Source organism: Microcoleus sp. N9_A1, from assembly GCF_036701795.1.
In the GTDB taxonomy this organism is placed as follows: domain Bacteria; phylum Cyanobacteriota; class Cyanobacteriia; order Cyanobacteriales; family Microcoleaceae; genus Microcoleus.
This window is the reverse complement of record NZ_JAUBRI010000026.1, coordinates 54,533-76,127: the sequence shown is the minus strand read 5'-3', so window position 1 is coordinate 76,127 and position 21,595 is coordinate 54,533. Positions and strand designations below refer to the sequence as shown.

23 protein-coding genes are annotated in these 21,595 nt (G+C 45.0%); 8 read left to right on the top strand and 15 right to left on the bottom strand.

All coding sequences use genetic code 11. The features are described from left to right. The first annotated feature begins 649 nt into the window (after positions 1 to 649). Both QUA58_RS14405 and QUA58_RS14400 read left to right on the top strand, forming a co-directional pair. On the top strand, positions 650 to 1,582 hold the full coding sequence (locus tag QUA58_RS14405; RefSeq protein WP_333251653.1) for a polysaccharide deacetylase family protein: 933 nt from the start codon (positions 650 to 652) through the stop codon (positions 1,580 to 1,582). A 180-nt stretch (positions 1,583 to 1,762) separates the two neighbouring features. Next, a complete protein-coding gene (locus tag QUA58_RS14400) occupies positions 1,763 to 2,704 on the top strand; it encodes a biotin--[acetyl-CoA-carboxylase] ligase (protein WP_333251652.1) in 942 nt (313 codons plus the stop codon). A gap of 226 nt (positions 2,705 to 2,930) precedes the next feature. On the opposite strand, the gene QUA58_RS14395 is transcribed toward QUA58_RS14400, so the two are convergent. Both QUA58_RS14395 and pdxA read right to left on the bottom strand, forming a co-directional pair. Next, the gene (locus QUA58_RS14395) at positions 2,931 to 6,539 is read right to left on the bottom strand and encodes an OmpA family protein (RefSeq protein ID WP_333251651.1); all 3,609 of its coding nucleotides are present in this window, start codon (positions 6,537 to 6,539) and stop codon (positions 2,931 to 2,933) included. A gap of 120 nt (positions 6,540 to 6,659) precedes the next feature. Beyond that, complete coding sequence (gene pdxA, locus QUA58_RS14390; protein WP_333251650.1) at positions 6,660 to 7,754, bottom strand: 4-hydroxythreonine-4-phosphate dehydrogenase PdxA; 1,095 nt, start codon at positions 7,752 to 7,754, stop codon at positions 6,660 to 6,662. A 70-nt stretch (positions 7,755 to 7,824) separates the two neighbouring features. On the opposite strand from pdxA, the gene petM reads away from it, so the two are divergent. The 3 genes from petM to QUA58_RS14375 all read left to right on the top strand — a co-directional run bounded on the left by petM (position 7,825) and on the right by QUA58_RS14375 (position 10,021). Continuing rightward, positions 7,825 to 7,929 (top strand): cytochrome b6-f complex subunit PetM, encoded by a 105-nt coding sequence (gene petM / locus QUA58_RS14385; RefSeq protein WP_172189541.1) that lies wholly within the window; start codon positions 7,825 to 7,827, stop codon positions 7,927 to 7,929. Positions 7,930 to 8,124: 195 nt separating this feature from the next. After that, a complete protein-coding gene (locus tag QUA58_RS14380; RefSeq protein WP_333251649.1) occupies positions 8,125 to 9,102 on the top strand; it encodes an NmrA family NAD(P)-binding protein in 978 nt (325 codons plus the stop codon). Position 9,103: 1 nt separating this feature from the next. Next, positions 9,104 to 10,021 carry an NAD(+) kinase gene (locus QUA58_RS14375; RefSeq protein WP_333251648.1) on the top strand — a complete coding sequence of 306 codons (918 nt, stop codon included), beginning with the start codon at positions 9,104 to 9,106 and terminating at the stop codon, positions 10,019 to 10,021. A gap of 501 nt (positions 10,022 to 10,522) precedes the next feature. Here the strand turns inward: QUA58_RS14375 and QUA58_RS14370 are convergent. From QUA58_RS14370 to QUA58_RS14315, 12 genes are all read right to left on the bottom strand, one after another. After that, positions 10,523 to 10,708 carry a hypothetical protein gene (locus QUA58_RS14370; protein ID WP_333251647.1) on the bottom strand — a complete coding sequence of 62 codons (186 nt, stop codon included), beginning with the start codon at positions 10,706 to 10,708 and terminating at the stop codon, positions 10,523 to 10,525. Between the two features lie 111 nt (positions 10,709 to 10,819). Next, entirely contained in the window at positions 10,820 to 11,059 is a 240-nt protein-coding gene (locus QUA58_RS14365) for a hypothetical protein (protein WP_333394598.1), read from the bottom strand. Positions 11,060 to 11,210: 151 nt separating this feature from the next. Beyond that, entirely contained in the window at positions 11,211 to 11,432 is a 222-nt protein-coding gene (locus QUA58_RS14360; protein WP_333251645.1) for a hypothetical protein, read from the bottom strand. Between the two features lie 210 nt (positions 11,433 to 11,642). Next, entirely contained in the window at positions 11,643 to 12,584 is a 942-nt protein-coding gene (locus QUA58_RS14355) for a Fic family protein (protein ID WP_333251644.1), read from the bottom strand. A gap of 23 nt (positions 12,585 to 12,607) precedes the next feature. After that, positions 12,608 to 12,859, bottom strand: coding sequence for a type II toxin-antitoxin system Phd/YefM family antitoxin (locus tag QUA58_RS14350; protein WP_333251675.1), 252 nt, complete (start codon positions 12,857 to 12,859; stop codon positions 12,608 to 12,610). 310 nt (positions 12,860 to 13,169) lie between these two features. Continuing rightward, positions 13,170 to 13,382, bottom strand: a complete 213-nt coding sequence (locus QUA58_RS14345; protein WP_333251643.1) for a hypothetical protein — start codon at positions 13,380 to 13,382, stop codon at positions 13,170 to 13,172. Further along, positions 13,379 to 14,218, bottom strand: coding sequence for a hypothetical protein (locus QUA58_RS14340; protein WP_333251642.1), 840 nt, complete (start codon positions 14,216 to 14,218; stop codon positions 13,379 to 13,381). Before QUA58_RS14340 ends, QUA58_RS14345 begins: the two co-directional genes overlap by 4 nt. A 314-nt stretch (positions 14,219 to 14,532) precedes the next feature. Continuing rightward, positions 14,533 to 14,772 carry a DUF5615 family PIN-like protein gene (locus QUA58_RS14335; RefSeq protein WP_333251640.1) on the bottom strand — a complete coding sequence of 80 codons (240 nt, stop codon included), beginning with the start codon at positions 14,770 to 14,772 and terminating at the stop codon, positions 14,533 to 14,535. A 90-nt stretch (positions 14,773 to 14,862) separates the two neighbouring features. Next, the gene (locus tag QUA58_RS14330; RefSeq protein WP_006634608.1) at positions 14,863 to 15,093 is read right to left on the bottom strand and encodes a DUF433 domain-containing protein; all 231 of its coding nucleotides are present in this window, start codon (positions 15,091 to 15,093) and stop codon (positions 14,863 to 14,865) included. 237 nt (positions 15,094 to 15,330) lie between these two features. After that, positions 15,331 to 16,881 (bottom strand): ATP-binding protein, encoded by a 1,551-nt coding sequence (locus QUA58_RS14325; RefSeq protein ID WP_333394597.1) that lies wholly within the window; start codon positions 16,879 to 16,881, stop codon positions 15,331 to 15,333. A gap of 182 nt (positions 16,882 to 17,063) precedes the next feature. Then, positions 17,064 to 17,975 carry a GTPase Era gene (gene era, locus QUA58_RS14320; protein ID WP_228042427.1) on the bottom strand — a complete coding sequence of 304 codons (912 nt, stop codon included), beginning with the start codon at positions 17,973 to 17,975 and terminating at the stop codon, positions 17,064 to 17,066. Between the two features lie 51 nt (positions 17,976 to 18,026). Then, positions 18,027 to 18,236 (bottom strand): hypothetical protein, encoded by a 210-nt coding sequence (locus QUA58_RS14315; RefSeq protein WP_333251637.1) that lies wholly within the window; start codon positions 18,234 to 18,236, stop codon positions 18,027 to 18,029. 248 nt (positions 18,237 to 18,484) lie between these two features. Between QUA58_RS14315 and QUA58_RS14310 the strand changes: the two genes are divergently transcribed. Then, positions 18,485 to 18,916, top strand: a complete 432-nt coding sequence (locus QUA58_RS14310; RefSeq protein WP_333251636.1) for a hypothetical protein — start codon at positions 18,485 to 18,487, stop codon at positions 18,914 to 18,916. A 585-nt stretch (positions 18,917 to 19,501) separates the two neighbouring features. Here the strand turns inward: QUA58_RS14310 and QUA58_RS14305 are convergent. Next, entirely contained in the window at positions 19,502 to 19,774 is a 273-nt protein-coding gene (locus tag QUA58_RS14305; protein WP_333251635.1) for a hypothetical protein, read from the bottom strand. Between the two features lie 318 nt (positions 19,775 to 20,092). Between QUA58_RS14305 and QUA58_RS14300 the strand changes: the two genes are divergently transcribed. Next, positions 20,093 to 20,650, top strand: coding sequence for an NUDIX hydrolase (locus QUA58_RS14300; protein ID WP_333251634.1), 558 nt, complete (start codon positions 20,093 to 20,095; stop codon positions 20,648 to 20,650). 184 nt (positions 20,651 to 20,834) lie between these two features. Next, the gene (locus QUA58_RS14295; protein ID WP_333394596.1) at positions 20,835 to 21,590 is read left to right on the top strand and encodes an ATP-binding cassette domain-containing protein; all 756 of its coding nucleotides are present in this window, start codon (positions 20,835 to 20,837) and stop codon (positions 21,588 to 21,590) included. The last annotated feature ends 5 nt before the right edge of the window (positions 21,591 to 21,595 follow it).

The following is a 21,595-nucleotide window of genomic DNA, read 5'->3' as shown; positions in this document are numbered from 1 at the left end:
CGGGGTGGCGGTTGATTCCGCGTACTACAACCCGATTGGGCTTTTGTTGCCGGAGTCTACACCGCCAAATGTCCGCAATTATGTGACATGATTAATTATTTATTCAGTTTTCAAGGTTCGTATTGCTTTTGAGATAAAGCTTTGAAGCTCTTTCCCCTTCGCCATACATTTATACTACATCGTGTAGTACGAAAATGTCAAGGGGGTAATACAACTTTTTTTGAAATTGGTTTTTTTCAATGGTGGTCGATCGCCCAAACCAACACTCCCAGTCCCGCAAAACCCATAAAGGCTAAGACCTTCGGCTGCTGAACTGGTGGTGTAGCGCGTGGTAAATCTGAAATTAAAACTGTACTACACTCCGATTTCTGTGAATTCTCGCCGTCGCGCGAGGTGGCACTTCTGGAAAAGCAGATTGAGTTTGAGCCGCACTCAACCTCCACGGCGACTTCTAAATTTCTTCAACCCACTTGGCATTGGTTTCGTCTGTATAGGCGCAATCGGGATCGCCCGCAAATCGCCCGCATTCGGGATCGCCCTTGGGATCCCGCTGTCAATCCCCGCTGAGAGATATTTATAAAAAATTCAGTTTTTTTTGCCTGAAATTCCCATTATCATTATCCGCAGTGTGGAGTGAAAGGAATTTCAAGTGAGCGGACATCATCTGTTTGATAGACTGCGAAAAAAATGGCGTTTTGTGGCGATCGCCCTGGCCACTGCTACGATTAGCTTTGTCATCGGTACGCTGATGCCAGGAAACCAACAGGGAAGCAACAATCCTGCAACCGCTCAGGTGCAGGTGCAGAATCTCAGCCAATCCTTAACGGTAAATCCGCTAGCAAAGGAAGTAGGGGACGATCGCACAGCGTTTAATGTCGATCGCACAATTGAGAAACTTCTGACTGTATTGGAATCAAAAGAAAAACTTTTGACTTTTGTGCCGCCGGAAGAGTTTCAGGGAACAACAGTTTTTGAAGGAAAAGTCAAAAATTCTGAGAAAGTTATTGCTTTAACGGTTGATGACGGGCCGTGGCCGGAAACGACGGAACAAATGCTCGATATTTTTAAGCAAAATGATGTTAAAGCAACTTTTTTTTGGCTAGGTCAATCTATCGAAAGTTCTCCTGAAATTGCTCGCCGAGTTGTCGCAGAAGGTCACGCGATCGGCAATCATACGTGGCATCACTGGTACGATGCGATGGATGCGGCGACGGCGGCTGATGAAATCGATCGCACGGCTAAACTTATTTACGAAACGACGGGAGTTAAGACTACTTTCTTCCGCCCGCCGGGGGGTGTTTTGAATAATGGTTTGGCTAAGTATGCTAAGGAGCAGAATTATTCTGTGGTGATGTGGTCGGTAACTTCTGCGGATACCGATCCGCGCGCTCAACCGTCGGCTTTTGTTAATAATGTGTTGAAGGGTGCGAAGCCGGGGGCGATCGTTTTGATGCACGATGGCGGGGGCGATCGATCTCGTACTGTTAAGGCTTTACCGGAGATGATTGCTGGTTTGAAACAGCAGGGATATCGGTTTGTGACGGTTCCTGAGTTGCTGGAAATGCAAGACCAATCAGCGTAAATTGTGGGGCGATTGCTTGTCTTTTTTTGAGGGTGATAATAAGGCTAAACAAACCCGGTTTCTTATCGTAGAAACCGGGTTTCTGACTCTCTGTGCGTCCATGACTGATATCAATTACGGCTGTACGGGAATGATTTAACCACAGAGAACGCAGAGAACACAGAGGAAGAGAAGAGAGAGATGAATAATTTCGATACTAACGGATTTGATATGAGTGAGGAAAATGCCGATCGCCCAAATCACCTAAAAAAAACCGATTGGCCTGCGATAATCAGCTTTGAGATATCAAATATTACAAATCAAACCTTGTCTGAACAGCTATTAATTCCACCAGAATCAACCGATAGCCCAAACTTCCCTCACTGGCTGCACTCGTTAGAAACCTGCGAGAGTACAAACAGTTGGGCGATCGCCCGCGCGGCCAAACTTCACCACGGAGATGTAATATTTACTCAGCAGCAAACCAGCGGGCGCGGTCAACACGGACGCACTTGGTATTCGCCGCCCGGTGTTTTTACTGCGAGCTTTGTCCTAGACAATCTCAATCCCCATCTGTTACCCGGACTCAGTTTAGCAGTCGGTTTGGCGGTGATTTACGCGATCGAAGATTTGGTTCCCGAATGCCGCGATATGCTGCGCCTGAAATGGCCGAATGATGTTTGGATACATCGCCACAAATTAGCCGGAATTCTCTGTGAAGCCACTTCTAGCAATGTTTCTGGCAAAACTCGCGCCGTTGTGGGAATTGGACTCAACCGCTGCGTAGATTTCGCGGCTGCGGGATTGGATGAAAGGGATCTTGGCAATGCGGTAAGCCTGCATTCTATTGCTAGTACAGTACCAGATGAACTGTGTTTGCTTGATCGACTGCGGCACTATTTACTCGAACTAGCCGATATGTTTTCTACCACAGACAAGCCAGCCTCCAAGTCCGGTTTAGCGCTACTTTTGCCGGAATTGCGCCGCCGTGATGCGCTGATTGGCTGCCCGGTGTCGATCGAACTTGCGTCGGAAACCATCTGCGGAGAAGCCGCCGGCATTGACGGAAGCGGCCGCTTGTTAGTATGCTTGGCGGGCGATCGAATACAAGCATTTACATCCGGCCGAGTTCGATTAATTTAAGAGGAAGAGGGAAGAAGGAAGAAGGAAGAAGGAAGAAGGGAAATGGAGTCACAGCAATATTTTCAGCCCTAAAAAATGTCCTAACCTTCTTGCCAGTTACTATAAATTAAGAGAAAGAAGTCATTAGTCATTAGGGAAAATTCCCAATTAACAATGCCCGATGCCCAATGCCCGATGCCCCATTCCCTATCCCCAATTCCCAATTCCCTATTTCCAATTCCCAATTTTAATTTATCACCTCAAATACTACCAATCTGCTCAGCCACAGGGGTTGATTTGCCTCCAAACCTTCGGGACGACCCTTAGTAGAAGCAACTTGTATTCTGTTGCCATTTATCCCTTGTCTAACCAAAATACCTTTCACATTTGTCGCCCTTTCCAGTGCCAACTTTTGATTTTCGGCTGGAGTGCTTTTCAAATCGCTGTAGCCAACTATCCTTAAATTCTTCGTGCGATTTTTCTCCATATATTCCTTGACTTTGCTAAGCTTTTGTGCTACATCTTTCGCCTGCAAACTTGCCGAACCAGCACCGAAATACACGCGAACTGGCATTATTATTTTTGGTGGCGGTGGATTTCCTATTATCACTGTATTTGTTACAGACTTCACCCCCGGAATTTTCTCAAAAGCTTGAGTTATTTTCTGAGCATCTGGCACTTTGCTGACGCTGCCTGCAACGGCGACTTTTCCCTCTGTATAGCGAGCTGAGATATTAATGCTTTCTACTTTATTCAAAAGAGCTACCGTCCGCTTGACATCGCCTTCGACTAAAACTGGATCAGGAGGTACTTCAACGGCTATAATTTTATTTTCAATTCTTAATTTTGGAGCCGCTTGCTGAGCAATGTTTTCCGCTTTCGATCGCAGCTTTTGATTCGGCACTCGTCCAGAAATCTCCAATAATTTATCTTTAACATCTGCCGCGATCCGATAAACCGATAACTCTGGAGCAGATTGTAAAGCTAAATTCGTATCTGCTTCTAAGCTCGCTTCAACTCCGCTGCGGTATTGATGAATTCCCCAAGGTAAGCCAATTAAACCTAACGCTGCCAAACCGATAATGGGTAAAATTGGCAGTTTAGAAGATTTAACTTTTACATCTGTCTCGATTAATTTTTGCAATTTCGAGTTTACTTCGGGTGGCACAGTTGCTGGATCGCCGTTAAATGACTGAAGTTGATCTCCGTATTCTTGAACAATATTGTTAAATATCGATCGCATTTTGTACTTAAACCACTGGCGGGTTTCTCCTTGCATCACTACTGCTAGATAACACGAACCCGCTACTTCCAATACTATGGTAGATGTGCCGTATTCTATGGCATCAATCTCGGCAATATTTCCAGACTGAGATATGCAATCGTTGACAAAAGCCCGAATAGCAGTCAGCATCCCCCCTACCATTTCTGATTCTAGCTGTTCGCGTTCAGAATGCTGCACTGCTGAAATTACTAATCCCGATTTTGCTTGAATTAAAAAAACAGCTTTAACACTCAGTGGTGTTGTTTCTTTCATCAGCAATTCTGCTTCAGAAATTCCCTGCAATTTTGCTTTAATTTTGCGACTAATTACCTCTGGACTTAAAGTGGCTTCTAGTTTTTCATTAATTTCCCGCATCATCTCGGCGATGTATTTTAAAATCGTGCTGCCGATTATCGGATAAAGTGCATCCGACATTGCTTCTCGCTTGAGATGAATTTGCTGTTTGATAGCGCTGGCCATTTCCGGCGCGATCGCCATGGCAATTTCATCGGGCGATTCACTCATTCTGTGGCTGATTCCCACTGTCAGAGCAGGTGATATGGCGACTCCCATCGATTGTCTATTTTCTCGGGTTTTGGTATTAATTATTTCATCAATTATGGGAGCTATGGTTTCGACAAATGATTTTCTCGACTCATTAATTGTTTGGATCATCATTTCGGGAAAAATGATTTTAATTCGTGCCAGTAATTCTTCCCGATCGCCTCCCCATTCAGCATCAGTAATTTTGCGATCGAGTTCCCCTACTTTATCGTTGAGTCTGTAATTATAACTTACAACTTCATCTAACAAGGGTAAAATAGATTCGATGACAGACTTTTGCAGTTGGGCGTGATGGCTAACCATCAGCTCGTCAATCAAAGGTTTCAGTAAATCGGTAAACAAGTCTGTCGATTCATAAATCCGATGTTCGATCGCCACAATCTGTTGTTCGATCTTCCCGAGTCTTTGATCGATCTTTTTATTCTGAATGATGGCATCGACAGCGGGGGCGATCGCAGATTCTATCTCTAGTTTTGCTTCCCCGATGTTTCGAGACAGCATTTCTACAATCACTGGCATTATTCTTGCCATCAACCCTTCTATCTCGGCTAAAACTTGCTGCTGAACTTCGACAATCTTAGTTTCATTATTTAATATTTGTGCTGCAATACCGCTGTTTTGAATAGCCGTGTTGACACCAGGTGCGATCGCCTCTCTCACCTCTAACTTTGTCTCCTCGATTTTCCGGTTCAGCGACTCGATCATTAACGGCATTAACCTTGCCATTATATCTTCCGGCTGAGATTTTTGCTGTCGCTGAAGATTATTTAGTCTACTTTCTACATCGCTCAATTTTCCTTGAACTTCTCTTTGAAGAATTGCTGATTGTATCAAAGGTTCGATCGTCCCTGCTACTTGTAATTTTGATTCATCGATTTTCTGATTCAGCAAATCAGTTATTGCCGGCATTAGCATCGCCATTATCTCTTCTGGCTTCTGAATTGGCGACTGTTGCGTAGCCAGTCGGCGTTCGATGATGCTCAATACTTTTTCTTCTATTTCTACCCAAGCTATTCTTACCTGTACTGAGGGGGTAACAGCTTCGACAATCTCTGATTTTAATTCACTAATTTTGCGGTTCAGCAATTCGCTAACTACTGGTACTAGCTGCTTGATTAAATCTTCCGGTTGCTGCTGGTAACGATGCTGAATATTCGCAACTCTATCTTCAATTCTTACTACGTGTTCTTCAAGTCCGTTTTGATTGTGAATTACTTGATTGACTTTTGGTGCGATCGCCGAAGCTACCTCTAACTTAGACTCCTCTACCTTACGGTTGAGCAGATCGCCCACCACCAACATCACCCGTTGCATTAACTGTTCTGCATTCGGCAGTGGCTGCTGGTTCAAATTAGCAATTTGATTTTCCAAATCCGCTAATTTTGCCTGCAATTCGAGCGGATTATTATTACTGCTAGCGAGTGCGATCGCCTTTTTTGATTCCGACTTCAACCCCTCTAATTCATCTCTCACTAACTCAGGAATTAACGGTTTCAGTAAAGTCATCAACTCTTGGGGTTCAGACATCAACTTCTCAAAATTTTCTAACCTTTGTTCCACGCTCAAAACATTACTGTAAAATTCCGGTAAATCCCTTTCAAACAGCAGTTCTTGCAACCGCTTAAACTCCTCTACTGCTTGTTCTAATTCTTCCTCCGACGGTCGATTTTTTTGAGATACCTTCCCGGCTATAGATAAATCTGGTTCCTCATTATTGTTTTCTCGTCTTTGAGAGGGGATCTCTTCATCATTAGTTAATACTTCCGGTACAATACTCGGTGATTCGATCAGAAAAGACAATTGTTTGCGCCGATTTTCCTCATCCTCTAATCGCTGAACCGACTTTTCCGAAAGCGGTAATTTCAGCTCGCTTGGCTCTTTTTTGGATTTTTTCAATAACTGAAATTCAGTCAGTATGACTAGCAATTCCTGAAGTTGCTCTCCAGCTTTAGAACTTGCCTGAGTTGCATCAGAAACTTCTTTTTCTGACTGATATATTTTGCCTGGATTATCATTATATTCTGCCATACTGAGCTACCAAAAGTTGATTTTTATCGACCGAAGGAAATTACCAGCTTGCTTGCCGCCTCACCCCAGCGAAAATCAATAGGAATGACACAATTTTTCGCAGCGTCAGGCTTACTAAAGCTATCGCCCTATTTTAACTGCTGTTCTGCGACTAGCCAACTGAGCCGCTAACTGCAATGCTGCCTTCATGCTGGAGGCATCGGCAATTCCTTGACTTACAATATCAAAAGCTGTGCCGTGATCGGGAGATGTGCGGACAAAGGGTAAGCCAATTGTAGTGTTGACTGCTTTGTCGAAAGCCATCAATTTGACTGGAATCAAGCCTTGGTCGTGATACATTGCCAAGTAACCGTCGTGAGCTTCTTTGGCTAAGCCGTACCAAACTTTAGCCGGTTTTACCCACATGGTATCCGGGGGTACTGGCCCGTCTAACCGCACTTGAGGAAAACGATCGCGCTGCGTTTCCAACCACGGTATCATCCAATCTTGCTCTTCATTTCCCAGTTTGCCATTTTCCCCACTGTGAGGGTTTAAGCCAGAAATCGCAATTTTCGGTCTTTCGATCGCAAAATCTTCCCGCAAACAGTCTATCAGCAATTCTAGTTTTTCGCTGAGCAATTCTGGAGTCAAAGCATCCGGTACTTGACGCAGGGAAATATGTGTGGTAGCGAGTAAAGTTACCAGCGTCCAGCCACTGTGGGGAGATGTGGCGACAAACAGCATTCCGAATCGCTGCGATTTTGCCCTTTCTGCGAGGAGTTCTGTTTGTCCGGGATAATTGTAACCGGCCGCCTGCCAGCAAGTTTTGGAAATGGGGCCGGTGACAATGGCCGAGAATTCGCCGGCGATGGTACGGGCGATCGCCTGTTCCATATACGCAAAGCTAGCCGCCCCACTAGCAGCATTCCCGACACCGGGGACAATTGAGCCCCACTTGCTGTCTGGTTCAATATCAATAATATTTAATGTTTCGGGATTTGCCGCTTCTGCTGGATTGCTCGATCGCAACTTATCGTAAGTTTGCTGCAAAATTCTCTTAGATCCGAAAACCGTCACCATCAAAGCAGCAGGGGGATCGGCCAATGCCTTGAGAATCACTTCCGGGCCAATTCCCGCCGGATCTCCCAGAGTTACAGCTAGTTTTGATTGCCGATCGAGACTCAAAGCAGTTTTCTCCAACAAAATACAGGAATTTCGGCACTGAAATTTTAGCATTCATGTACCTGGTTGCCCCAAATTATATTATCTTTATTTAATGCGATCGCCCAATTAGACATATAAAACCATGAATCCTGAAATTTTCAATGCAGCCTTTTTGTCCTTTTCCCTAATTTTCGTGGGTATAGGCGGAGGCTTCCTCCTGCTCAAACTGCAAGGCGGCGAAGAATAAGTTTTTGCAACAATCATTCAGAAGTCTTCTAAATTAAGCCTTCTAGCTTCTGCCTGCCACCCATAGCCAGCCTGCTGCCGAAGCTTTCAAGTCCAAAATGAGAAAAAATCAGGCTTTTGTTAAGTTTTTATAAAAAACATAACAAAAACCTGATACCATCTTATTGAAAGTTTAAGATTCATCATTAATCCCTAGATGACTTTATTGATTTTAGGTGCCACCGGCACTCTCGGCCGCCAAATAGCCCGCCGCGCCCTAGACGAGGGCTACCAGGTGCGCTGTTTAGTCAGAAATTACAGAAAAGCTGCATTTTTGAAAGAATGGGGCGCTGAACTCGTACCGGGGAACCTTTGTCAGCCCGACAGCTTGATTCCTGCACTAGAAGGCGTCACTGCTATCATCGATGCAGCAACAGCCAGCGCGGCAGATTCTGTCAGCATCAAAAGAGTAGACTGGGACGGAAAAGTATCGCTAATCCAAGCAGCAGCAGCAGCAGGCATCAAGCGTTACATATTCTTTTCTTTTCTCGATGCCGAGAAATATCCGCAAGTTCCCTTGTTGGAAATCAAGCGCTGTACGGAGCTTTTCTTAGCAGAATCCGGTCTAGATTACACAATCTTGAGACCTTGCGGCTTTTTGCAAGGACTGGTGAACCTGTACGCCATGCCGATTTTGGATGGTCAGGCAGTCTGGCTGCCCAACAAGCCGTCAGCCCTTGCTTATATGAACACTCAGGACGTGGCAAAGTTTGCCGTCCGAGCTCTTACCGTTCCCGAAACCGAGAAAAAAACCTTTCCGGTAGTGGGAAATCGAGCTTGGGATGCTGAGGAAATTGTGCGGTTGTGCGAGCGGCTTTCTGGGAAGCAAGCCAAAATCACCCGCACGCCAGATGCCTTGTTGCAGGCTACTCGTCAATTTGCTAAGTTCTTTCAGTGGAGTTGGAACGTAGCTGACAGATTGGCTTTTTCAGAAGTTTTAGCAGCCGGAAAACCCTTGAAAGCTCCGATGGATGACGTTTACAGCGTCTTCGGAATCGACCCCAAAGAAACTACTACTTTGGAGTCTTATCTCGAAGAATACTTTAATCTGATTATGAAGAAGCTCAAGGAAATAGAGTACGAGCAGCTTAAGACTAAAAAACGGAGTAAACAAAAAATGCCCTTTACTTTTTAAAGTGCCGAAAGCTGGAATTATATACAACGACGTTAAACCAGTCTCTTGTCGCATCGCCGAAGAGTTGAAAGACAAGCTGACTGCCCGCGGCTGGGAGGTCTGCGCGGTTTCCGGTGCCGGGGGAATTTTGGGCTATTCTAGCCCCGATCGCCCGATGTGCCATACTCCGATCGACCAACTCGTCCCCCCCGGTTTTGACAGCGACATGGAGTTTGCAGTGGTTTTGGGCGGCGACGGTACGGTGCTGTCGGCATTTCGCCAAGTTGCTCCCATCGGAGTGCCGCTGCTGACTGTCAATACCGGTCACATGGGCTTTTTAACAGAAACTTACCTGAACTTGCTCCCGCAAGCTTTGGAAAAGGCGATCGCCGGAGAATACGAAATAGAAGAAAGATCGATGCTGGCGGTGCGGCTGTTTCGAGAAAACGACTGCCTCTGGGAAGCTCTTTGTCTCAATGAAATGGTGCTGCACCGGGAACCGCTGACTTGTATGTGTCATTTTGAAGTGGCGATCGGTCAGCACGCCTCTGTTGACATTGCAGCAGATGGAGTCATCATCGCGACTCCGACAGGATCGACAGCTTACGCCCTTTCCGCCGGTGGGCCTGTCATCATTCCCGGAGTGCCGGTGTTGCAGTTGCTGCCTATTTGCCCGCATTCAATGGCTTCGCGGGCTTTGGTGTTTTCCAACACCGAGCCGGTCAAGATTTTGCCGGCAAGTCCAAACCGCCTGGTAATGGTGGTAGACGGGAACGGCGGATGTTATGTTCTGCCCGAAGATTGGGTGCAAGTCGAGCGAGCTCCGTACCAAGCCCGATTTATTCGGGTGCAATCTTTTGAGTTTTTCCACATTTTGCGGGAAAAATTGGGCTGGGGCTTGCCTCACATTGCTAAACCGAGTTCCGTTGAGTTGCCTTGATAGTTGTTGGTAATAAGCGGAGTGTAGCGGAGTGCTAAAGTCCCGTCACTTCGGCTACCCTTCGGCTACCCTTCGGCTACGCGGTTCCTGAGCCCTTCGACTACGCTCAGGATAAACTACGTCGAAGGGCAGTGCAAGGATCAGTGCAAGGATCAAGTGCAAGGCTCAGTACGTCGCCTTTTAGGGCGGCTTTTTCTTTGTTTTTGGGCCGGATAAAGCTCGATCGGAATCTCCTACGGCATCCTTAATTCTCGATCAAGATTCCGAACCATCTCCTCGCGGAAGCAGCGTTTACGAGAGAACGGTTCGATTCAGTGGCGACAGATATGACCAAAACGAAGTGCGAAAACCCTGTGCGTCCGCTCCAATAACTTGTTAGTTGGATGGTTACGGGGACTTCGGTTTGACTTCAAATTCCATTTGGGAACCGTAGAAGCAAACATCAAATTCAAGAAAGAAATTCGTCTGCCCCAGAATCAAAGGTGTATTTGGACGCTTCACTCATGCAAAGACTAATTCAGTTGGTGGAAATTCTCCAATTCTGGCGATCGCAGAAAAAGGCATTGCTGGTTGGTTGCCGAGATTACCAGCTAATTGAATAATGGCTTTGCGATCTTCCCACACGCCGCCCAGTTGAAGACCAAGTTCGCAAGGTAGGACATTAACTGTAGCCCCACTATCCACCAAACCGATCGATTCAACTATTCGATCTTCCCGGCGTAATGATAATTACAGTCTTGGTAAACTATCAAACTCATTTTGGGCTGGGCTGGTGGTTGAATACTTAAATCGCATACATCAATTGCTCTGTGTTGATTTTTTGAGGGTTTCCATCAAAACTGCACCCGCCCCAAAGCTATCATAGGTCGTTGGCAAATCATATGTTTTAAATGGTTCCAACGGTGAAATATCCTCAGCCATATCCAAATCCTCAGCCAGAATCCGAATTAGTCTGAGTTTTTCTGTTGCGGAAAGCAATCGTGCGGACGGAAGCACTTCAGCTAGTGTCATTTCATGTACCTCTTTGCGAGAATTCATATTTATAGTTTACTCTACATGAATCAATCTCAAAAAGCTGCCCTGATACGCTAGCTTTTATAAGCTATTGAACTGTGTCAATGGCAGATACGGCATTCGATCGACCATGCCAAGACTGCTGTCAATGATTTTGTAGGGAAATCTCTGAGCGTCAACCATTCTGTTCTTGTTGTTTTGTCGTCAGAAGATTCATTAAAACATTGGCAGCCTCAGAGCAATTGTAAGGCGACCAGACCGGATACTCTCGATCGGCAAAAAAAAAGTTTGTTGCATCTTCTTCTTTGACCAGTTCTGTTGCCAGAAACTGCATCAGCCGAAGCTTGTCAATTTTTGAAAGTTCCTGGATCTGTGACATTAGTTCAGCCAATGGCATTTGAGAATCTCCTCGTTTGAGGTTTGGCGAAAAGATTGGATCTACTAGCTTGTTGCATGGTGCGCGATCGAAGCGTATCTATTTATTCTACCAATTTTCTGATTTGTCAAGCTCTCGATCGAGATTCCGAATCATCTCCAAAGTCAGGCAGCGTTTGCGAGATAGCATTGGTACGCAGGAACATTTTTGGTTTAACATCCCACCCATTACCTATTCGCCATTCCCTAAACCACTGCTGCGATCGAGAAAATCAGTAATCTCCTGATAAAAAGCCTGTCCCTTTCCCCTGCTGCTACTTGCAGTCACCAACAATCTTAAAACTTCCACAAGCGAACTAATCGTAGCATCAAAAATCAATGCAAACAACTGGCTTAAATCGTCTTGGTTTTGTTGCCCGTAGGCTAAAGCATTAATATAATCATTGCGGATTTGGTTGTCAATCACCACAATCGGATAGCCTGCACGGATTAAGAGTAAATTCATTAATAATCTGGCCGTTCGACCATTCCCATCCCGAAAAGGATGGATAGAAACAAAACGATAATGAGCGATACTTACATATTCGACTGGATGGAGCCTTAAAGCAGATTCCGAGTTGAGCCAAAGCGCAAAATCCCCCATTAATTGAGATAGTAAATAATGGGGAGGATAACGATAGTTCGTTCCTGCCGCCATCACATCCAGAGTGCGATAACTACCCGCTTCCTCCGGGTTAATTTTGCGGAGAATAAGATTGTGAATTTGCTTTATTTCCCATTCATTAATCTCCGTATCCCTTTGGGCTAAATTTTCAATATAATCGATCGCCTCCTTATGTCCAATAACTTCTAAATGTTCGTCAAGGGTTTTGCCCCCCACAGTAATGCCCTTCGTTAAAACTAATTCCGTTTCACTTTGGGTTAAAGTATTACCCTCAATGGCATTTGAGTTATAAGTAAAGCGAACATCATAGAGCTTTTTGAGTTCGGCGACGAGGGTGGAATCGAACGGTCTAAACCCATCTAGCCAAGCTTTTAGTTTATCGATTCGTTCTAATTTAAGCCGATAATTCATGATTAAATAGTTGTCGATCGAAGAGGTTAATGAGAATTCCTTTTGTTTACCTAAAATAATTACCTTTTGAATGAATTTCTCGTATAGTTGAGTTTCCATCTTTGAAAATACTCCCCCCTTCCCTAAACTTGATGAATAGAAACCCCTTCGCCTCGATCGAATTCCCCTAAGCTTTGACGAATACCTGCAAGAGTTTCAAGAAGTTCTAACCGATTAAGTAGTTTTTCATAACTTTCCGCATCCTGAAGCACAGCAACCGCTTTACCATTAATGGTGATTACGATTGGTGTTTTATCTGTTTCAAACTGATGAAGCAACTCAGCAGCTTCCTGTTGAAATTGGTTCAGAGGACGGCTATGGGAGAGGTTAAGCATGGTGTTCACTTTTTTTGAGTGTTGTTAACAATTTAGCAAAAATTATTTTTTATTGCCTAAATTATAAATTCACCTCAATCCCCAACTCCTGACAAAATTCCTGAATCAGGCGATCGCTCTCCGACCTTGCCCGATCCTACCAATTTTTTGTAGGTCAAACTCGCGATCGAGCTTCCGAATCATCTCCAAGGTGAGGCAGGGTTTATGAGATAACGGCTAAAGTGAGCGGCGGCAGACAGGTTAGATCACCCACCGATAACCTCTGTTCCGTCCGCACCAACGCAGTGTTAGGCGGGCTTCAACAACTTAACTAAAAACCCAATAGAGCCTTTTGAACTTCCTCCGATGAGACTTCAACTAGATTTTCAGTCGTAACATCTTCGTACTGGTAACTCAACTCAATCTCTCCGTCAACAGCGCTTACAAGCCTCAGTTGGAGGTAGGAAGACTGATTTGACCATACCAGCCCTTCAAGAACACCATAATTGTCTGTAAGTTTATTTTTGTAATAGGGTTTACTCATTTCTGTCTCATCCTATTTGATAGTTGTTGAAATGATTCAAAATCTATTGCTGTAGCACCCGTCCCCTGGTTTGCCAAACCGAGTTCCCTACAAATAATTTTATAAACTTCTTTAGAAAATCCCCCCTTAAAATCCCATTGTCTACCTTCTTCTGCCATTGTTACAATACCTGAGATATTTGGATATCTATAACCAAGTTGATTGTTTACAATATAAGCTGAGAGTTGATTACTATATTTAAATTTTAAAGGACGCAGCTCCTTTAGTAGTAGCAACAACTCAATACGTGCGTCCCTGCGTCGCTTCTCATCTGCCTCCCTGCGTCGCTCCTCATCTGCCTCCCTGCGTCGCTCCTCATCTGCCTCCCTGCGTCGCTCCTCCTCTGCTTCCCTGCGTTGCTCCTCCTCTGCCGCTCTAAGCTGACTCTCTAAGTTATCTCGCTCAACACTTAGTTCATGTTTGCGATCAACTCCAACCAAGTCTATCGTTACAAGGTCAAGGAAACTAGGTTTTGGAGAGCCTATATTTTTCCAGATACTCTCTACTTTTTGGATCAAACCAGATAATTCATTTTTGTAACTTTGAGGGATATTGTCTGCGTTTAGCCAAAGCTTACTAACTTGTTCGCCTTTTTCGGTGGTTTCAATTTCATACCAGAAATTGACTGTTTCAAAAGCTTCGCCAATGTCCAATTTTTGAGCTAATTCAGGATGTTTTTTCTTGATTTTTTTGATATGGAAGAAAACTTTTCCATCAGGATTAAAAAAAGTATGACCGACAAACCCAAATCCTCTATCAGGATTGTAGCCTTTGATACTGCCGAAGTCTATTGTCATAAAGCTAATTCTCTTCACTTACCATAAAGGGGCATGACTACACTATAAACAGGATTTTCCTGCTGACAAAAGAAACTTTCAAGGTAGCCTAACTTATAATTGTATCGCAGTTGCGGTACAATACTGGATAAAATCGAATAATACCGCAGATCGAGGACGTAGGTCAACTCCTTCTTACTCCCCATCAGAATCTCCTTTCCTCGATCGAGTTCGCCGCACAATTCAACTTAAACACTTAAGCCGTCGCACTGAAAAAAGCTATCTTTATTATCTTTGAGATTAGAGTCGATCGCACACTCTCGGCGATCGGTGCATTATGATAAAGCAAGCAGCGATAAATTATCGTCTTCATAAAATAATTCGATCGCGTTAAAATTCTGACGCAGCAAATTTTCAATTTGCAATGTCGAACAGTTTCCAAGACAAAGCCAAATAACTTTCGGTGGATTCCCAAATACTAAGCTCAGATCGTGCATATCCGCGTCTTTCGAGACAATCATCAAATTATTGTCTTTTGCATAATCCCAAACTATTGGGTCGATCGTTGCTTTCATGCCCACATCAAAGGACGTGAAGCTAATTTGGGAAAATATCGCTCAAACGATTCGGCAACTTGGGCGACAAGTTTTCATCAAAAAGTAATTTCATGCCGATAAGGTCGCGGTCATAAACCGACGCTCGCGGTCAGCAGCATAAGCTATGCAGGCTTTTAAATCTTCTCGCGTCAAATCGGGAAAATCGTCGAGAATTTCTGCTTCGGTCATCTCGGAAGCCAGGTACTCAAGCACTTCATAAACCGTAATTCGCAAGCCGCGCACACAAGGCTTACCACCGCGTTTATTTGCCTCGATCGTGATGTGGTTTCGGTAGTTCATAGTTGGAATTTTTGAGAATCTCCTCGTTTGAGGTTTGGCGAAAAGATTAGATATACTAGCTTGTTACATGGGTGCGCGATCGAATAATTGTATTGCAGTTGCGGTACAATACTGGATATAATCGAGTAATACCGCAGCTCGATCGTGTATGTCAACCCCTTCTTAATTATATTTTAGATTAGAGTCGATCGCACACTCTCGGCGATCGCAAAAATCGAGACATTCATCAGAACTTCTTCACGCACGAATAACTGTAACGGTTCGCCCCATTGGTGTCAGATGAATTTCAGTTTTCAATCGCTCTTCTAATTCGAGCGCATTCTCGCGCCGATCGAATATCACCAACCACCCTTCATCTTCTCTCAATCGAGCCAAATATCCATCTAACTGTTCCAACCCTTTACTCAACGGATCGACTTTTCGAGTTCGCCAAACCTTCAGTTCAATTCCCAATGTTACCTCACCATAACGCAAACATAAATCCATTCTGTCGCGTCCGATCGCATATTCCCGCTCCAATGTTCCCACACCATTAATTACCCGATGCAGAAATGCCATCAACACTAAATGCGGTGCAATTTCGGGATAAGATGCACTTTTGAGTAACGGTTCGCCATGCTGTAGCCAAAATTCTAGAAAAGTTTTGAGTAACGCTTGCGTGTCTAATTTGCCTTCATGAGTCAACCAACTCGGTGCAATTTGGGGCAGAGAAGCCATTGGCGTTACGGTGAGCACGCGGGGCAAAACTTCGCGATAAATTGGGTTGGCGATCGTCAATCCACCCTGAACATCCATCTTACACAAACCCAAATCGATTAAAAACTGAATATCATCATTGGGGATATTGCCCAGTTCCAAACCCGCCAACATCGGCTCGATAATGGCTTTGACTCGGTTTTCTCTGAGTCGTTCTGCCAAACTATCCAAATGCGTATCTTGCCGTTGTATTAAAATTTCTTTAGCTGATAAAATATGTTCGGGTGTAATTTCTATAGATTCATCTGCTACTAATTCTTCTACAATTTCCTTAGCTAAAGCATTCACTAACCAAGGTTGTCCCTGAGTCAGTTCAAAAGCTAATGCTACGGCTTCAGGTGTAAAAACTTGTCCGGTATCTTGGGTATGTTGCGCGTAAAGTTCCGCGACTTCTTCTGCATTAAAATCTCTCAGAGTAATTGATCGCACTTTAATATTAAACGGACTGGAGGTATTGAGTCGATCGCTTCCCCCTGCAGCCACTTTGTAATCGCGAACATCCCGCAAACCAATTAAACCCACCGATTGCGGAAACGCTTTCGGGCGATTGGGATAACCATCGCGCAGTTGTCGCAGAATAGAAATCAAAGCTTGGTCTTGTAGTGCGTCAATTTCATCGATGAAAACCACCAAAGGACGAGATGAAACTTGTGCCCAAGCTTGTAAAGCAGCCCGAATTTTCTGTCCCGACTGCATCGCTGTCCAGTCAGGCGGTTGTAATTCGGGTGGGAGGCGGACGGAAATATTGTCTCGCCAAGCACCGAGAATCGCCTCTTCTGCACCCGCGATGTCTTGACTGAAGGGTGCGCCCACTTCAACTGACAGCATCACGGCTGTATATTGTCCGCTTTCGGTGAGTTGTTTGGCTAACGCCAGCATAGCGGTGGTTTTCCCCACTTGCCGGGGTGCATGGATGACGAAATAGCTTTGCGGAGCAATCAGTCGCTCTAAATTCGGGAGGCGACGGGTGGCAGGAAGCAGATAGTGGATGTCATCGCGGCATGGGCCAGCAGTATTGAACCAACGCGGCATAGGTCAACTGGGGCGAATGGGGCTGCTCTCAGTTTACTGTACTGTTGTTGGAATGGCGTTCTAGTTGTTAAGCGGGAGTTTGTACCGACTCTTCGGCCCCGATGAAACTCTCTCAGAGCGAAAGTCGTGCTCGATTCTTGATTCATAGAACGGAAGAACCCCAACTGCCAACTGCCAAAGTTTCACTCTTCCACCCGATAGCCCAATTCCGCCAAACGAGTGCGCGACTGCCGCCACTTCGGCTGCACCTTGACAAATAACTCCAAGTATACTTTGCCTTCAATTAACTTTTGAATCTGTTCCCGGGCCGCACTGCCGATCGACTTGAGCATACTGCCGCTTTTACCGATTAAAATACCTTTTTGGGAATCCCGTTCGACGTGAATCGTCGCCAGAATGCGGGTAATTTTCGCTTCTTCTTGAACAATGTCGATCGCAATTGCTACAGAATGCGGTACTTCTTCCCGCGTCAGCAGCAAAATCTGTTCCCGAATCAATTCGCCCATAATAAAGCGTTCCGGCTGGTCAGTCACCAAATCTGGCGGATAATAATAAGGCCCAACCTCCAAATGTTCGATTAACAATTGTTGCAGCGGTTCGACACCTTCGCCCGTGAGAGCCGAGAACTTGACGACTGGCCACTCAGGATTGACAATTTGCTCGTAAGTGCGATCGATCAACACGGAATCCTCCGGTTGTTCGTCCAACTTATTCATCCCCAAAATCACCGGAATTTTGCAATTGCTGAGAATTTCTATAATATATCGATCGCCCCCACCCGATTCCACCGAACCATCCACCACAAACAGCACCACATCCACAGACTGAATCGCAGTGCGCGCATTCTGCACCAAAACCTTACCCAATTGGTGGTGCGGCTTGTGAATTCCGGGAGTATCGACAAAAATAATTTGTGCTTCAGGTGTCGTCAGGATGCCCCGCAGCCTGTTGCGCGTCGTCTGAGACACCGGCGAAGTAATCGCAATTTTCTGCCCCACCAACTGATTCATCAGCGTGGATTTGCCAACATTCGGCCGCCCGATAATACCCACAAAGCCCGATTTGTAACCCGCAGGAGCCGCGGGAACACCCATAATTTCCGATAAGTCTATAATCTTGCTATCTTCCACTAAATTCACCTATTTTCAAGCCCCTTCTCTGCCTATTGTCGCTTGAAAACACTCAAACGCCCATCGATGCACTGTAGCATCTTTCTCGTCCTGGTATAGCGCGTAACACTCAAAGGGCGATCGACCTGCTGGGACAGTGTTAAGATGCGATGTGCGATCGGCAAAACTTGATATCTGAGACAAAATTTGATAAAGTTCCAATGACATCGCTCGAAAATGAATCATTCTGGTAAAACCGACTCCCCAATGCTGTAACAACTTCAGATGTGTAAATATCTAACTCAACTGAAACTTTTCTACAGTTTGTCAGGCCAACCAGTTTTAACATTTTTGAGAATGTTTGGTAATAAATTAGGCAGGTTAAACTCAAACTCAAAAGCTCAATGTCATGAGGCGCTTTTTTCATAAAAGCTACTGTTTTTAGAACCTACCTAATTAGTGCTAATCATCATAAAGTTGAGGAGATGAATCAGATGAAATCGAAATTATTTTGGAGTTGCTGCACCGTTTTGGTAGCAAGCTTGCCTGTTTCCGCCTTGGCTCAAACCAGCCCTCCCACCAGCCCTCAAGCAGGTATTGACTACAAGGGTGGCTCGAAGAAATATCAGTTGGTACCGGGCAGAATCCAAGACCGAACCTTGCCTAAAGCCTTTGACTTTCCAATTATTACCAATGTTGGTACTGACACTAGCATCACCTCGGATTTCCTAATTACCGATCAGTTTCGCGCCCCAGCGGGTCGTACAGAATACACCGGAGCTCTCACCGCCTGGGCAGCATCAATCAGAGAATGTCTTGCCAAACAACCGCTGTTGATTCGAGCCAGCACTAAGAACCCGATTCAGATTAATGGTAGAGTAGGCACGATTGTCAGAAATGCAAATAACCGTGCAGTTTGCAAATAAGCCAGCAATATCACAGGGGCTAAATTGACCGTAATTGCTGTAAGGGCGGGTTCACCAATATCTCCCATGCAAGCATCTATACACTAAACCCGTCACCGCAGCGATATTGGGGTCAATCGAGGCCAGTTGATATAACTTCCGCTATCTACAGATAAAAACTAGAGAGTGTTTTTGAACAAAAAGAGCAATAGGTTTTCTATTGCTCTTTTTGTTAGCGAAATTTCAATTAATATCGATTAGGACTCAATACGGTTCACTTAAGACAGATCCCCCTAACCCCCCTTAAAAAGGGGGGGACAAGAATGCCCTCAAAGTCCCCCTTCTTAAGGGGGATTTAGGGGGATCTCCGGGGCATAAATATGTTAAGTGAACCGTATTGGATTAGGAATTCTATGATATCGGCTGAAACGACATCATATAAGAGGTTTGTAGTGAGGAATGCAAGTCCTTAAACTGTGATAAGGACTTGCATTCCTCACTGCAAACGACATAATTACGCAGAAACCAGATTTTTCCCAAAAAATCCCGTGGAACCCGAGGGATATGGATTTTAACACCTGGTTTATCAAAGTTTGTCTGGGTAATTCACGATTTAGTAGCGCAAAATTCATGTGTACTCAGTAAAATTTCCCCATAATCAGGAATCCAAGCTAGCCACTTTTCTTCCGAACATTCACACAACAGCCACGCTTCGTCAAAGCTGAATGCGGTTGGCGGATTGAACAATTTAACCCACATAGAAGGAGCCAATTTTGGTGCAGGTACGGCGCAGCCAAATTTTTCCCAGTCGCGGACACCGGCGAAGCTTCCGGGCGTTGCTTGAGATTGCCAAGTACGAATATCTGTTTGCAGTTGCATAACTACTCCTGTCTAGCTAAGAGTCTGCACCAGGGCGCGGTTGAAACAACGCAGAGCGAAGGCGCAGATAAACTTTGATTATGTAGTCTATGTTACGGAATTATCTAGGCAAATGTGTAGCCTTGTAGCAAAAATTTACAATCGAGAGGAAAACACAGGCTCAAAGCTGAAAAGGTCGATCGGCTATTGTTGCGATCGGTAGCGATCGATTACGATCGTAAAAACATCGGATTCATAGCAACCGCACCCGACGCTTAGGAGGTTCTTAATTCCTTCTTCCCTCTTCCCTCTTCCTTTGGTCAACTGTCAACTGTCAACATGAACCAAACTGCCAAATCTCAGTGGAAAACTCTGGACCGCTTTGTAGAAATCAACTCTCATTGGGTAAAACTAATCGCCGAACATCTCGAAACGACCGAAGGGCAAACAGTAGAATATTGGCGAGTAGAAAGAGCTGATTCAGTTGTAATCTTGACCATTCAAGCTGACAAATTGCTGTTTCCCCCACCGATGTATCGCCCCGGCGTGGCAGAAGCAACCCTGGATTTTCCCGGCGGTCGCGTACCAGCCCAATCCACGCCAGCAGCGGCTGTTCCAGCTATACTCAAGAAAGAACTAGGCGTGACAGAAAGCGCGATCGCCCGCATGGAACCCATTAACACCGTCGGCTGGGCAATAAACAGTTCCTTCTCCAATCAAAAACTCTACGGTTTTGTTGCAGAATTGCACCCTACAGCAACAGTCAACCCTGAACTTATCGGTGCTGAATATCCTGTCACCCCAGACGGAATTCGCGACTTGCTTAAAAAATTAACTTGCCTCCAATGTCGAGCATTACTGCTAGAATGGCAAAATCAAGTTGATTTTAAATTTTAGATTTTAGAATTGGCAATTGTCCCCCGCTGCTCGCTGATTTGAATTTTAGGACTTACGCTCATAAACCCGGTTTCTCTGCCAAATCTTGGGTAAAGCAGCAAATTATCTAAGAAAAAAACCTGGTTTCTAGCCCCTTGTCTGTAAGTCCTAAAATTCCTGAAAACCCAAATCACCGGAGCTAATCATGCCTCTCAATAATGAAGTTGCTGTCGAATGCCTCGACGTTACATATCGTCTCAACCGCAGGCATTTAGTAGACAAACTCAATTTCAAAGTGCTGCAAGGAGAAGTTTTAGTATTGCTGGGACGCAGCGGTAGTGGCAAAACTACTACCATAAAATTGATTAACAATTTACTGACGCCAAGCAGCGGCGAAGTTCTTGTCATGGGAAAACCAACAACTCAGTGGAACCCAATTCAACTACGCAGAAAAATTGGCTATGTGATTCAAGAAATCGGTTTATTTCCCCATTTTACCGTCGAGCAAAACGTCGGTTTAGTGCCGAAATTGGAAGGTTGGGAGGGCGATCGTATTCAATCTCGCGTCCGGCAACTGTTAGAATTAGTCAACCTCGACCCCCAGCATTTCGCCAAACGCTATCCCCATCAGTTATCCGGCGGACAGCGGCAGCGGGTAGGCGTCGCTAGAGCACTGGCGGCTGACCCTCCGATATTGTTAATGGACGAACCGTTTGGTGCTTTAGACCCCATTACTCGTCTGGAATTGCAGCGAGAATTCGGTCAATTGCAGCAGCAACTGGGTAAAACTGTGATTTTTGTAACTCACGGCATTCAAGAAGCTTTTTTGTTAGCTTCTAAAATTGGTTTAATGCAGGATGGACGATTGGTTGAATTGGGTTCGCCGGATGATTTTTTAAAATCTCAGCATCCAGAAGCTCGCGCATTTCTTGAATGTTTGCAAGTAGCTAAATTTGAATAATTTAG